The sequence below is a fragment of the Streptomyces griseicoloratus genome (genome assembly GCF_014534645.1).
Classification (GTDB): Bacteria; Actinomycetota; Actinomycetes; order Streptomycetales; family Streptomycetaceae; genus Streptomyces; species Streptomyces griseicoloratus.
Genome location: NZ_JACVQF010000189.1, coordinates 63,874 through 76,867 on the forward strand (window position 1 = coordinate 63,874; position 12,994 = coordinate 76,867).

Annotated in this window: 14 protein-coding genes; 6 read left to right on the forward strand and 8 right to left on the reverse strand. The window is 72.4% G+C overall.

Features of this window, described 5'->3' with window-relative positions:
• Positions 1-125 precede the first annotated feature (125 nt).
• From H0H10_RS15605 to H0H10_RS15625, 5 genes are all read left to right on the forward strand, one after another.
• A complete protein-coding gene (locus H0H10_RS15605) occupies positions 126-725 on the forward strand; it encodes a TetR/AcrR family transcriptional regulator (RefSeq protein ID WP_188181549.1) in 600 nt (199 codons plus the stop codon).
• 99 nt (positions 726-824) lie between these two features.
• Positions 825-3,041, forward strand: coding sequence for an MMPL family transporter (locus H0H10_RS15610; RefSeq protein ID WP_188181550.1), 2,217 nt, complete (start codon positions 825-827; stop codon positions 3,039-3,041).
• A 150-nt stretch (positions 3,042-3,191) separates the two neighbouring features.
• The gene (locus H0H10_RS15615) at positions 3,192-3,695 is read left to right on the forward strand and encodes a YbaK/EbsC family protein (RefSeq protein ID WP_188181551.1); all 504 of its coding nucleotides are present in this window, start codon (positions 3,192-3,194) and stop codon (positions 3,693-3,695) included.
• Complete coding sequence (locus H0H10_RS15620; protein WP_188181552.1) at positions 3,692-4,537, forward strand: EamA family transporter; 846 nt, start codon at positions 3,692-3,694, stop codon at positions 4,535-4,537. Before H0H10_RS15615 ends, H0H10_RS15620 begins: the two co-directional genes overlap by 4 nt.
• 70 nt (positions 4,538-4,607) lie before the next feature.
• Positions 4,608-4,883, forward strand: a complete 276-nt coding sequence (locus tag H0H10_RS15625) for a DUF1876 domain-containing protein (protein WP_188181553.1) — start codon at positions 4,608-4,610, stop codon at positions 4,881-4,883.
• 58 nt (positions 4,884-4,941) lie between these two features.
• Here H0H10_RS15625 and H0H10_RS15630 read toward each other — a convergent pair whose 3' ends face one another.
• The 7 genes from H0H10_RS15630 to H0H10_RS15660 all read right to left on the reverse strand — a co-directional run bounded on the left by H0H10_RS15630 (position 4,942) and on the right by H0H10_RS15660 (position 10,671).
• The gene (locus H0H10_RS15630; RefSeq protein ID WP_188181554.1) at positions 4,942-6,117 is read right to left on the reverse strand and encodes a serine hydrolase domain-containing protein; all 1,176 of its coding nucleotides are present in this window, start codon (positions 6,115-6,117) and stop codon (positions 4,942-4,944) included.
• 74 nt (positions 6,118-6,191) lie between these two features.
• Positions 6,192-6,638: an organic hydroperoxide resistance protein gene (locus tag H0H10_RS15635; protein ID WP_188181555.1), complete on the reverse strand. Its 447-nt coding sequence runs from the start codon at positions 6,636-6,638 to the stop codon at positions 6,192-6,194.
• Positions 6,639-6,808: 170 nt separating this feature from the next.
• Positions 6,809-7,522 (reverse strand): hypothetical protein, encoded by a 714-nt coding sequence (locus H0H10_RS15640; protein WP_188181556.1) that lies wholly within the window; start codon positions 7,520-7,522, stop codon positions 6,809-6,811.
• A gap of 111 nt (positions 7,523-7,633) precedes the next feature.
• Entirely contained in the window at positions 7,634-8,113 is a 480-nt protein-coding gene (locus H0H10_RS15645; RefSeq protein ID WP_188181557.1) for a MarR family winged helix-turn-helix transcriptional regulator, read from the reverse strand.
• Positions 8,110-8,868 (reverse strand): energy-coupling factor ABC transporter ATP-binding protein, encoded by a 759-nt coding sequence (locus H0H10_RS15650; protein WP_188181558.1) that lies wholly within the window; start codon positions 8,866-8,868, stop codon positions 8,110-8,112. The genes H0H10_RS15645 and H0H10_RS15650 overlap by 4 nt, the downstream gene beginning before the upstream one ends.
• Complete coding sequence (gene cbiQ, locus H0H10_RS15655) at positions 8,856-9,617, reverse strand: cobalt ECF transporter T component CbiQ (protein WP_188181559.1); 762 nt, start codon at positions 9,615-9,617, stop codon at positions 8,856-8,858. The genes H0H10_RS15650 and cbiQ overlap by 13 nt, the downstream gene beginning before the upstream one ends.
• Before the next feature lies 1 nt (position 9,618).
• Positions 9,619-10,671: an energy-coupling factor ABC transporter permease gene (locus H0H10_RS15660; RefSeq protein WP_188181560.1), complete on the reverse strand. Its 1,053-nt coding sequence runs from the start codon at positions 10,669-10,671 to the stop codon at positions 9,619-9,621.
• Positions 10,672-10,847: 176 nt separating this feature from the next.
• Between H0H10_RS15660 and H0H10_RS15665 the strand changes: the two genes are divergently transcribed.
• Positions 10,848-11,216, forward strand: a complete 369-nt coding sequence (locus H0H10_RS15665) for an SsgA family sporulation/cell division regulator (protein ID WP_188181561.1) — start codon at positions 10,848-10,850, stop codon at positions 11,214-11,216.
• A gap of 34 nt (positions 11,217-11,250) precedes the next feature.
• Here H0H10_RS15665 and H0H10_RS15670 read toward each other — a convergent pair whose 3' ends face one another.
• On the reverse strand, positions 11,251-12,921 hold the full coding sequence (locus H0H10_RS15670; protein WP_188181562.1) for a penicillin-binding transpeptidase domain-containing protein: 1,671 nt from the start codon (positions 12,919-12,921) through the stop codon (positions 11,251-11,253).
• Positions 12,922-12,994: the final 73 nt, after the last annotated feature.

A 12,994-nucleotide genomic window follows, 5' to 3' on the forward strand; every position in this document is an offset into this window, starting at 1 on the left:
CAACTTATGGCGAGCTGACAACCGTGACCCAGAACACGAACGAAACCGTTTCGTTTCGCTAGCCGCCTGCGGTACATTCGACCTGTACGAAACGGTGTCGTTCTGAACGGAGAGGTGAGAGGGAGATGGCCGAGGTCGCAACGGCGCGCCGGAGTCGGATCACTCCCGAGCGCGAGGCCGAGCTGTACGAGGCCGTGCTCGACCTGCTCCGGGAAGTCGGCTACGACGCACTGACCATGGACGCCGTGGCCGGCCGCACCCGGTCCAGCAAGGCGACGCTCTACCGCCAGTGGGGCGGCAAGGCCGAGCTGGTCGTCAAGGCCATCCGGCACGGCAAGCCCGGCGAGATCGGCGACGTCGACACCGGGTCGCTCCGCGGTGACCTGCACGCCCTGCTGGCCCGCGAGGACGACTGCACCATGGAACAGAACTCGGCGCTGATGCGGGGTGTGGCCATGGCGCTGCACCAGAACCCGGATCTGCGCCAGGCGTTCCGGGAGCAGCTCATCGAACCCGAGATGGCGGAGTTCCGGCGCGTGCTGCAACGGGCCATCGACCGAGGCGAGATCAGAGCCGACTGTCCGGCGCTGGACTTCCTCGTGCACATGATGGTCGGCGGTTTCGCCACCCGCACGCTGCTGGACGACCAGCCACCGACCCGGGCCTTCCTCATCTCGTACATCGACGCCGTGATCCTCCCCGCCCTCGGCGTCTCCACCTCCTGACAGTCCCCAGCCAGTCCCTTACCTGACGTCACCGCTCACGTCGTCGGGCTGATCACCCCTGCCCTGAATACCCCACGACCTGACCGGGAGTACGCCTCCGTGGCCACGTTCCTCTACAAACTCGGCCGGCTCGCCTTCCGGCGACGGCATTTCGTCGCCCTGATCTGGGTCGCGCTGCTGACCCTCGCCGGCGTCGGCGCGGCCGGCGCCCCGCCCGCCGGCAACTCGTCCTTCTCCATCCCCGGTACGGAGGCGCAGAAGGCCTTCGACCTGCTGGAAGAGCGCTTCCCCGGCCAGAGCGCCGACGGCGCGACCGCGCGGGTCGTCTTCAAGGCGCCGGACGGCGAGAAGATGACGGACGCCGCCCACAAGGCGACCGTCGAGAAGACCGTCGGCGAACTGGCCGACGGCTCCGAGGTCGCCTCCGTCGCCGACCCGTACACGGGCAACGCCGTCAGCAAGGACGGCACGATCGCGTACGCGTCCGTGCGCTACGACGTCTCCGGCATGGAGCTGGAGGAGTCCACCAAGCACGCCCTGGAGGACGCCGCGCAGCAGGCGCGCGACGCCGGGCTGACCGTCGAGATCGGCGGTGACGCGCTCCAGGCGGTCCCGGAGACCGGCGCCACGGAGATCATCGGCATCGCGGTCGCCGCCGTCGTCCTCGTCATCACCTTCGGCTCCCTGGTGGCGGCCGGACTGCCGCTGCTCACCGCCCTGATCGGCGTCGGCATCGGCGTCTCCACGATCGCCGCCCTGGCCAGTGCGCTGGAGCTGGGCTCCACCACCTCGATCCTGGCGATGATGATCGGCCTCGCGGTCGGCATCGACTACGCCCTGTTCATCGTCTCCCGCTACCGCGCCGAGCTGGCCGAGGGCCGCGAACGCGAGGAGGCCGCCGGCCGGGCCGTCGGCACCGCCGGTTCCGCCGTGGTCTTCGCCGGCCTGACCGTCGTCATCGCCCTGGTGGGCCTGGCGGTCGTCAACATCCCGATGCTGACAAAGATGGGCGTCGCGGCGGCCGGCACGGTCGTCATCGCGGTCCTGATCGCCCTGACGATGATCCCCGCGCTGCTCGGTTACGCGGGCCGCAGGGTCAAGCCGGCCGGCGAGAAGAGCAAGCTGCTGGGCGGCGCCCGCGCCGCGAAGAACGGCGAAGGCAAGCCGGCCAAGGCCAACCTGGGCACCCGCTGGGCGAGCTTCGTCGTGCGCCGCCCGGTGGCCGTCCTGCTCCTCGGCGTCGTCGGCCTCGGCGCGGCGGCGGTCCCCGCGGCCTCCCTCGAACTGGGCCTGCCCGACGACGGCTCGCAGCCGACCTCCACCACGCAGCGCCGGGCCTACGACCTGCTCTCCGAAGGCTTCGGCCCCGGCTTCAACGGCCCGCTGATGGTCGTCACCGACGCCAAGGGCAGCGACGACCCGCAGTCCGCGTTCACCGAGGTCACCGACAAGATCAAGGGCCTGAAGGGCGTCGTGGCGGTCACTCCGCCGGCCCCCAACAAGGCCGGTGACACCGCGACGATCACCGTGATCCCGGACTCCAAGCCGTCGTCCGTCCAGACCGAGGACCTGGTGCACGCCATCCGTGACGCGGGCGCCGACGTGAAGTCGGACACCGGCGCGGAGGTCCTGGTCACCGGCTCCACGGCCATGAACATCGACGTCAGCCAGAAGCTCAACGACGCGCTGATCCCGTACCTGGTGCTGGTGGTCGGCCTGGCGTTCCTGCTGCTGATCGTGGTCTTCCGCTCGATCCTGGTCCCGCTGAAGGCGGCCCTCGGCTTCCTGCTGAGCGTGCTGGCGGCCCTGGGCGCCGTGGTCGCGGTCTTCCAGTGGGGCTGGCTGTCCGGCCTGATGGGCGTCGAGGAGACCGGCCCGGTCATGTCGATGATGCCGATCTTCATGGTGGGCGTCGTCTTCGGCCTGGCGATGGACTACGAGGTCTTCCTGGTCACCCGGATGCGGGAGGCGTACGTCCACGGCGAGTCGCCGAGCCAGGCCGTGGTGACCGGCTTCAAGCACGGCGCCAGGGTCGTCACCGCCGCCGCGGTGATCATGATGGCGGTCTTCGCGGGCTTCATCGGCTCCAGCGAGTCCATGGTCAAGATGATCGGCTTCGGCCTGGCGATCGCCGTCTTCTTCGACGCGTTCGTCGTCCGCATGGCCATCGTCCCGGCCGTCCTCGCCCTGCTCGGCAAGAGGGCCTGGTGGCTGCCGAAGTGGCTGGACCGCGCCCTGCCCAACGTGGACGTCGAGGGCGAGGGCCTGCGGGCCCAGGACGACCCCGACGAGAAGCGGGAGCTGGTGCGCGTCTGACGCACCGCTCCCGAGCGGCGGACCGGCCGGTGAGGGCTCCGTGGGGACGGGGCGGCCCTCACCGGCTTCCCGCGTTCCGGACACTCCGGACACTCCGGACACGGCAAACCCGGTCGCGTGTATGCCGCACGCACCGCTACGGTGCCGCCCATGACGACGACTGACGGCACCTCCGACGCCCACCCCCGTTTCGCCGAGGCCCTCCGGGAGCTGGGCCTCGGGGACCTGAACGCCCGCATCCGGCGCTTCCCGGAGGCCACCCGCACCGCCGCCGAGGCCGCCGCCGCGATCGGGTGCGAGCTGAGCCAGATCTGCAAGTCGCTGATCTTCGCGGCGGACGGCGTCCCCGTGCTGGTCCTCATGGACGGCGCCTCCCGCGTCGACGTGGAGCGGGTCCGCGAGGAACTCGGCGCCGAGAAGGTCACCCGGGCCAAGGCCGACGTCGTACGGGAGACGACCGGGTACGCCATCGGCGGCGTGCCGCCCTTCGGGCACCGCACCCGCACCCGTGTGCTCGCCGACCGCTCCCTGCTCGCGCACGACGTCGTCTGGGCCGCCGCCGGCAACCCGCACGCCGTCTTCCCGATGGAGCCCAAGGAGCTCGTCGCCACCGCCGGCGCCACCCTCGTGGACGTGCGCGAGCGCTCCGAGTGACCCCTCTGGTCACCGGCGCCGTCCTGCTCGCCGCGCTCACGCACGCGAGCTGGAACGCCATCGCCCACCGGATCACGGACAAGCTGACCGGGTTCGCGCTGATCTCGGGCGGCGGGCTGCTGATCGGGCTCGCGCTGGCGCCGTTCACCGCGTTCCCGGCGGCGGGGGCGTGGCCGTACCTCCTGGTCTCCGCCGCCGTCCATATCGCCTACTACGCGCTGCTGATGCGGTCCTTCCGGCTGGGCGACTTCGGGCAGGCGTATCCGATCGCGCGCGGCAGCGCGCCCCTGCTGGTGACCGTCCTCGCCGCCGTCTTCGCGCACGAGGTGCCGAACGGCCGGGCGGCCGCGGGCATCCTGCTGTCCTGCGCGGGGCTGACCGGCGTCGCCCTGTGGGGGCTGCGCGGGCGGCGGCCGGACTGGGCGGCGATCGGCGCGGCGCTGGCGACCGGGGCGACCATCGCGGCGTACACCGTCGTCGACGGACTGGGCGTACGGGCCTCCGGGTCCTCCCTCGGCTACATCGCCTGGCTGATGGCCGTCCAGGGCACGGTCCTGCCCGCGTACTTCCTGTGGCGCCGGCGCGGCGAGGCGTGGGCGGTGCTGCGACCGCACGCCGGACTGGGACTGCTCGGCGCGGCCCTGTCGGTGACCGCCTACGCGCTGGTGCTGTGGGCGCAGACCCGGGCCGCGCTCGCCCCGATCGCCGCGCTGCGCGAGTCCTCGGTCCTCGTCGGCGCCGCGATCGGCGCGCTGTTCTTCAAGGAGCGGTTCGGCGCGCCCCGGATCGCGGCCGCCGGGCTCCTGGCCGTCGGGATCGGGCTGATGCTGTACGCGGGATGAGGGGCCGCAGTGGGTGCGTTCGGCGCCGTCCAGGAGCACCCTGGAAGCAGGTGTTCCGGAGGTGATCGTCATGATGCACACCACAGTGGGATGGCACGTGGAGCTGGAGTTCATGGAGGACGACCAGCACACCAAAGCGGCGGCGCTGCTCCGCCTGCCGGACGGCAGCGAGGTGCGGGCCCACGGGCACGCCACCCGGCACCACTCCGACGCCCGGCAGCCGCGGGTCGGCGAGGAGGTCGCCGGGGCACGCGCGCTGAACGAGCTCGCGATGCGGCTGCTCGACAAGGCGCACGGTGAGATCGACGAGGCGTCGGGGCGTAGGTCCCACCCGATCCACGTCTGAAGCAGCGGGGCGGCACCCCGCGACCCTGTGACGGCAGGGCCCGTCCGCCGGGCGGGCCCTACCCGAGCGACGTCCGCACCGCCCGCACCAGCGCCTGCGCCCGCGGGTCCGCCGTCACGGTCCTGCGGAAGCCGTTGGTGACGTAACCGAACGCGACGCCCGTCTCCGGGTCGGCGAAGCCGAGGGCGCCGCCGCGGCCCGGGTGGCCGAAGGAGCCGGGGGACAGGAACGGGGACGCGCTGCCGTCCAGCATGTACCCGAGGCCGAAACGGGTGTTCACGACGAGGACGCGGTCGGCTCCCGCCGACTCCTGCGCGCGGGCCCGCTCCACCGTGGCCGGGTCGAACAGCCGCACCCCGTCGACCTCGCCGATCAGTGCCGCGTAGAAGCGGGCCAGTCCGTCGGCGGTCGCGATGCCGTTGGTGGCGGGGAGGGCCGCCGCGCGGTACGCCGGGTCGTTCTGGTCGGGGAACGGGGTGATCGCGGCGAAGGCACGGCGGGTGAGGGAGCCGGGATCCTCGTACGCCTCGGTGACCGAGCGCTTGGGGCGCAGCCGCAGGCCGCCGGACGGCTCGGGGTCGTCGACGCGGCCCACCCGGCCCGCGCGCCCCGCCGCCTCCTCCGCGGCCGGCAGACCCAGCCACAGCTCCAGGCCCAGCGGCCCGGCGATCTCGGAGGCGATCCACTCGCCCGTGCTCCGGCCGCCGGTGACCCGGCGCACCAGCTCGTCGACCAGCCAGCCGTACGTCAGCGCGTGGTAGCCGTGGTCGGTACCGGGCTCCCACACCGGCGCCTGGGCGGCGACGGCCTCCGGGCCCCGCAGCGGGTCCAGGGCCTCCTGTGGGGTGAGCGGACGGTCGAGCACCGGGAGCCCGGCCCGGTGGTTCAGAACATGCCGGACGAGCACCCGCTCCTTACCGTGCGCCTTGAACTCGGGCCAGTACTCGCCCACCGGCGCGTCCAGGTCCAGCTCCCCGCGCTGGTGCAGCAGCAGCGGTACGGCGGCGGCGACGCCCTTGGTCGCCGAGCGCACGACCTGCGCGGTGCCCCGGCGCCACGGCTCGGCGCCGTCCGTGCCGTCGACGTCCTTCGTACCGCCCCACAGGTCGACGACCTTGCGTCCGTCCCGGTAGACGGCGACCGCCGCGCCCCGGTCCCCGAGCGCCGTGAAGTTCCGGACGAACGCGTCCCTGACCGGCTCGAAGCCCTCGGCCACTGTGCCGTGCACGTCCACGTCCGTACTCTCCTCCGACTCGCCTGCGACAGTGGCTGCAACAGTCGCCCCGCGCCTGCGATTCCTGTGCGGCGTCAGCCGAGCACGATCGTTACATCGATGTTGCCGCGGGTGGCGTTCGAGTACGGGCACACCTCGTGGGCCGCGTCCACGAGCTGGGCCGCCACCTCCGGGTCCAGGACCGGGAGGGAGACGCTGAGGGCGACCGCGAGGCCGTAGCCGCGGTGCCGGTTGGGTCCGATGCCGACCTTCGCGGCGACCGTGGAGCCGGTCAGGTCGTAGCCGGCGCGGTTGCCGACGAGGATCAGCGCGTTGTGGAAGCAGGAGCTGAAACCGGCCGCGAACAGCTGCTCCGGGTTGGTGCCGGCGCCGTCGCCGCCGAGCGCCGGGGGCATGGCGACCTTCAGGTCCAGGTGGCCGTCCTGGCTGGTGACGTAGCCGTCCCGGCCGCCGTGGGCGGTGGCTTCGGCGACGTACATGATCTTCGTCGGGCGGGTGTCGACGGCGGTGCTGTCGGTCATGGCCGGCCTCTCCCGGAAGCAGGTGCGCGCAAATTCATCGTGCACAAGGTACTGGCCGGTAGGTTCGGCTTCGCCGTCAGGGGGTGCGAACACCGACGACGGGGGCGGTGGTCGTACCACCGCCCCCGCCGTGGGTGGGCGTCATGCGATTCGGCTCACTCGCCGTGCCGTCAGCGGCCGCCTCCACGGCCGGGCCGGTTAGGGTTCTGGCCGGGCGGGGTCTGGCCCGGGGTCTGGCCGGGCGTGACCTGGCCCGGGGTCTGGCCGGGGGTCTGACCAGGCGGGGTGGCCGGCCTGTTGAGGCAGGCGGCGCGGTTCAGGGCTTCCGCCTTGCCGGCCGCGTAACCGGCGAAGTACTCCTCGTTCCTGGGGCCTTCCTCGTCTTCCTGCGCGTCGGTCACGACGCGGCCCAGGCGGCAGCCGGCCAGACCGTCGGCCAACCCGTCCCTGCGCCCTTCGGCCCGTACGGCAGCGGCGCCGGCCGGCGCGGCCGGGTCCGTCGCGGGTCCCGTCGGCGTGGGCGTTGCCGGTCCCGGACCAGGGCAGGTGGCAGCGCGTTGGGAGGTCAAGCCCTCGACGGTGTAGCTCCGAGCCGACAGAGTGATGCCGTTGACGGCGACTGCTCCGGCGACTGCGGATGCGGTCGCGATCACTTGCCCATCCGCTATGACCCGGACTTGTTCCGCGCCGTCGAATCCGTTGGCCGTGATGTTGCCCACGGCGTTGCCGGAGGGCGTGGGGGGCCCAAGGGCGAGCGCCCGACATGCCTGGCTGGGCGCAACCGATGGCGAGGCCTCCGCCGCCTGGGCCGAGCCGACCGGGTAGAGCATGAACGAGGCGCCGAGCGGCACGCCGAGCAGTGCGAGGTAGCGCTTGGGACGCATGGTCGCTCCTTTCGTTGCAACCCCCTCAGCGTCACCACGAGGGCGTGACCCGGGCGTGACGGCCACGTGCCCAAGGCTCCAAGAAGCCCGGAACCAAGCGGGCAGAAAAAGTCAGCGCGCCTCGTCCGCCGCCGCCCCCGCCCGTTCCGCCAGCCGCCACAGCTCCTCGCGCAGCCGCGCGACCTCCGGCCCGCCCAGCCCCGTCGCCGAGAGCAGCGCGCCCGGCACCCGGGCCGCGCGTTCGCGCAGTTCCTCGCCGCGCCCGGTGACCGCCACGAGCACCGACCGCTCGTCCCGGGCCGACCGCTCACGCCGCAGCAGACCGGCCGCCTCCAGCCGCTTCAGCAGCGGGGAGACCGTGCCGTAGTCGAGCCGCAGTGCCGTGGCCAGGCCCTTGACCGTCGTCTCGCCGCGCTCCCACAGCACCAGCAGCACCAGGTACTGGGGGTAGGTGAGCCCCAGGTCGTCGAGGAGCGGCCGGTAGGCGGCCGTCACCGCGCGCTGCGCCGCGTACAGCGCGAAGCACAGCTGGTCGTCGAGCAGCAGCGAACCCTCGGTCCCGGCGGTCTCGGCGCTCTCCTCGTTCGTCACGCGCCCATTGTCGCGGAGCGCGGATCGAAGCCGAAGGGCAGCTCCAGCCGGTGGGCGCGCATCAGCTCCTCGTCGGAGAGCAGGCCGGCGGTCGGGCCGTCCGCCGCGATCACGCCCTCGCTGAGGATCAGGGAGCGGGGGCACAGCTCCAGGGCGTAGGGCAGGTCGTGGGTGACCATGAGGACCGTGACGTCCAGGGAGCGCAGGATGTCGGCGAGCTCGCGGCGGGAGGCCGGGTCGAGGTTGGAGGAGGGCTCGTCCAGGACCAGGATCTCCGGCTCCATGGCGAGGACGGTCGCCACCGCCACCCGGCGCCGCTGGCCGAAGGAGAGGTGGTGCGGGGGCCGGTCCTTGAACTCGCCCATGCCGACCAGGGCGAGCGCCCGGTCCACGCGCTCCTCCAGCTCCGCGCCCTTCAGCCCGGCCGCCGCCGGTCCGAACGCCACGTCCTCGCGCACGGTCGGCATGAAGAGCTGGTCGTCGGGGTCCTGGAAGACGATGCCGACCCGGCGCCGGATCTCCGCCATGTTCCGCCTGTCCACGGGCAGCCCGGCCACCGTGACCGTGCCGGTGCCGCCGGTCAGGATGCCGTTGAGGTGCAGGACCAGGGTGGTCTTGCCGGCGCCGTTCGGACCGAGCAGGGCGACCCGCTCGCCGCGCGCGATCGAGAAGTCGACGCCGAACAGGGCCTGGTGCCCGTCGGGGTAGGCGAAGGCGAGGCCGGAGACCTCCAGGGAAGCAGTCACAGGGTCCATCCCAGCAGACAGACGACTAGGGCGGTGCAAGGGAGGGCCAGGGCGTACGACCACTGGGCCCGGGAGGCGGTCACCTCGTCGATGACCGGCATGGAACCGGCGTATCCGCGGCTGACCATGGCGAGGTGGACGCGCTCGCCGCGCTCGTAGGAGCGGATGAACAGGGCACCCGCGGACTTGGCGAGCACGCCCCAGTGACGGACGCCTCGGGCCTCGAAGCCGCGCGACTCCCGCGCGATCCGCATGCGCCGCATCTCGTCCGTGATCACGTCCCCGTACCGGATCATGAACGAGGCGATCTGCACCAGCAGCGAGGGGAGCCGGAGCCGCTGCAGGCCGAGCAGCAGTTCGCGCAGCTCGGTGGTGGAGGCCAGCAGGACGGAGGCGGCGACGCCCAGGGTGCCCTTGGCCAGCACGTTCCAGGCGCCCCACAGTCCGCTCACGCTCAGCGACATGCCGAGCACGTCGACCTGTTCGCCCTCCGCCACGAACGGCATGAGTACGGCGAAGGCGACGAACGGCACCTCGATCAGCAGGCGCCTGAGCAGGAAGCCCGCCGGGACGCGGGCCGCGCCCGCCACCACCGCGAGCAGGACGGCGTACAGGCCGAAGGCCCACATCGCCTCCCGCGGGGTCGACACCACGACGACCACGAAGGCGAACGTGGCGGCGAGCTTGGTGTGCGGCGGCAGGGCGTGCACGGGGGAGTGCCCGTGCCGGTAGAGCCTGTGCGCGTGTCCGGCGCCCATGTCAGACGGTCGTGTTCGTGTTCGTCGGGGACGTGTCGTCGCTGTGCCGCCTGCGCACCGCCCAGAACACGGCGCTGCCCGCGACGACCGTGACGCCGACGCCGATCACGCCCGCGAGGCCGCCGGACAGGCGCGCGTCGGTGATGTCCTCGACGCCGTAGTCGGCGAGCGGGGAGTCGGCGGCGGCGTGCTCCTCGGTCTTCTTGTCGATGCCCTTGTCCGCGGCGACCTTCTCCAGGCCGTCCGGGTCGGCGGAGGCGTAGAAGCTGACGAAGCCGGCGAGGACGAGGGAGGTGACGAGGCCGGTGATCCACACCTTGCGGTGCGAGCGGGCGGCGGGCGCGGCGGCCGGCTCGGCCTGCGGCGCGTCGACGAGTTCGCCGTTCACGCGCAGCTTGAGCCGCTGCGTCAGCCCGCGGGCGCCGTACACCAGGTCCGGGCGCACGGCGATGACGGCGCCGACGGTCAGCGCGGTGATCGCGGCCTCGCCGATGCCGATGAGGAGGTGCACGCCCACCATGGCGGTGGCGACCTTGCCGATGGAGACGTCGGTGGTGCCGCCGATCCAGTACAGCAGCGTGAAGGCGAGGGCGGCGGCCGGGACGGAGACGAGCGCGGCGACGAAGGAGGCGACGGTGACCGACCGGCGCGTGCGCGGCAGGACCTTCACCAGGCCCCGGAAGAGGGCGTAGGCGACGACCGTCGTGACGATCGCCATGTCGGTGATGTTCACGCCGAGGGCGGTCAGGCCGCCGTCCGCGAAGAGGATGCCCTGCATGAGCAGGACGACGGAGACGCACAGGACCCCTGTGTAGGGGCCCACGAGTATCGCGGCGAGCGCACCGCCGAGGAGATGTCCGCTGGTCCCGGCGGCGACGGGGAAGTTCAGCATCTGCACCGCGAAGATGAACGCCGCGACCAGGCCCGCAAGGGGCGCCGTCCGCTCGTCGAGCTCCCGGCGCGCGCCGCGCAGGCTCACCGCGATGGCGCCCGCGGCGACGACTCCGGTCACGGCGGAGGTCGGGGCGTCGATGAATCCGTCAGGTACGTGCACCGTTCGATGATAGTGGCTTGTTGCGAACGGCTTGCAAGAGCGAGCGCCCGTTGTATCTCACATGTGAGATGGCGGGCGCCCCCTTCCCAAAAGGCGCGATCCGGAAAATGTGCGACATTGGAGTGGGGGCGGACGTACAGCTTTCACATAGGTGGCACGGCGTAAGGGGCCATCCGATGTCCGTAGTCGAACAGTACGCACGAGCCCACATCCTCACCGACACGGACCGCCCGGACGAGGAGGTCGGAGCCGTACCGGTCGTGTTGCGGTACGACCCCGACGACAGCCCCCGGATGGTGCGGGTCGGGCTGCCCGGGCCGGGGCCCGGGTCCCGGGAGTGGACCTTCTCCCGGGCCCTGCTGGAACAGGGCCTGCGGGTGCCCACCGGGACCGGCGCGGTGCGGGTGTGGCCCTGCGGCCGGGTCCAGGCCGTGGTGGAGTTCCACTCCCCGCAGGGCTGCTCGGTGGTCCAGTTCGAGACCAAGACCCTGATGCGGTTCCTGCGGCTGACGTACGCGGCGGCCGCGGAGCCGGTGCCGCACTGAGCGGAGGGCCGCACCGAGCGGCCGCTCTTGCCGGTCAGCCGCCGGCCTTCAGCAGCGACGCCACGATCGGTCCGGCGGTGTCACCGCCGTGCCCGGCCGCCTGCACCACGCCCGCCGCGGCCAGATCGCCCCGGTACGCGGTGAACCAGCCGTTGGGCTTCTTCTGGCCGTCGACCTCCGCGGACCCGGTCTTCGCGCCGACGTCGCCGCCCACCCCGGACATCGCCTCCGCCGCCGTGCCGTACGCCGCCGTGTAGGACATCAGCTCGCGCAGTTGCGTCAGCGTGGACGCGGACATCGTGCGGGAGGCGGTGGCGAGCTTGCGCCCGTCCACCGACGGGGCGACCAGGTACGGCTGGTGGAAGGTGCCCGTACGGACCGTCGCCGACACGGACGCCATGTTGAGCGGGTTCATCCGCACTCCGCCCTGCCCGATGAGCGAGGCGGCCATCGGCGCCGCGCTCTGCACCGGCACCGCGCCGTCGAAGGACGGCACGCCGATCGCCCAGTTGTTCATCGACAGCCCGAACACCTGCTGGGCCTGCTTGGTCAGGTCGTCGTTCTTCAGCTTCGGCGCCTGGCTGATGAAGGCCGTGTTGCAGGAGCGGGCGAAGCTCGCCCGGAAGGTGCCGTCCTTTATCTCGAACTTGTCGTCGTTCTGGAACTTCCAGCCGCCGTAGGTGAAGTACTTGGGGCACGGATGCTGCTTGTCGATCGACGCCAGGCCCTTCTCGATCAGCAGCGAGGACGTGATGACCTTCATCGTGGAACCGGGGGCGAGGGAGCCCTGGAAGGCCGTGTTGAAGCCGTGGCTGCCGTTGGCGACCGCGAGGATCTCGCCCGTGGAGGCGCGCAGCAGGACGACCGAGGCCCGCTCCTTGCCGGCCACCTCCTTCTCGGCGGCGGACTGCAGAGCCGGGTCCAGGGTGGTCTTCACGGTGCCGGGCGTGCCCTCGCTCAGCTCCAGCAGGGTCTTGTCGGACACCTTGGCCGCCTTGGACTCCTTGCCGCGCACCACGCGCAGCTCGATGCCCGCCGTGCCGCCGGCCTTCTTGCCGTACTTCTCCCGCAGCCCGTCCAGGACGGTGCCCAGGGACGGGTACTTCGCGGCCGTGATCTCCCCGCCGTCCCGGTCCAGCGCCTTCACCGGCGGCGTCCCGGACTCCCCGGTGACCAGCTTGTCGCCGTCCCGCAGCTCGGGGTGGACGACGGAAGGCTTCCAGTCGACGCGGGGTTCGCCGTCGCCGGCCCGGCGTACGACGGTCAGCGCGCCGTCGTAGGCCAGCGGCTTGCTCGTGTCCTCGAAGGCCACGGTCGCCTTGACGGAGAACGGCACCTTCGCGCCGGACGGGGTGCCCGGGGTGAGGGTGACGTCCTTGATCCGGGCGTCCTTGGTGTAGCCGGTGAGCAGGGGCTTCGCGGCGCCGGCGTCGTCGGTGGCGTCGGCCGCCTCGTCGATCCGGCCCTGCTGCCAGGCCGTCAGGAACCGCTGCGCCGCGGACTCGACCTCGGCCGCCGAGAGGGGGCCGGTCTTCACCTTCTCCCCGGCCGCGGACGTCGTACGCGCCGTGTCCTCGGCGGCCGCTCCGCCGCCGTACAGCGCGTAGGCGCCGAGTCCGGCGCCCACGACGACCACGGCGGCCACGCCGCCGATCACGGCGGGTCTCGTCTTCCGCCGCCCGGCGACGGCCCTTCTTGTGCCCACTGCGTCCTGTTCCTCCGCGGTTCCCCAGGGCCTTCGGCCCCCGATGCCCTCGTTGCCTCACGCTTCCAACGAC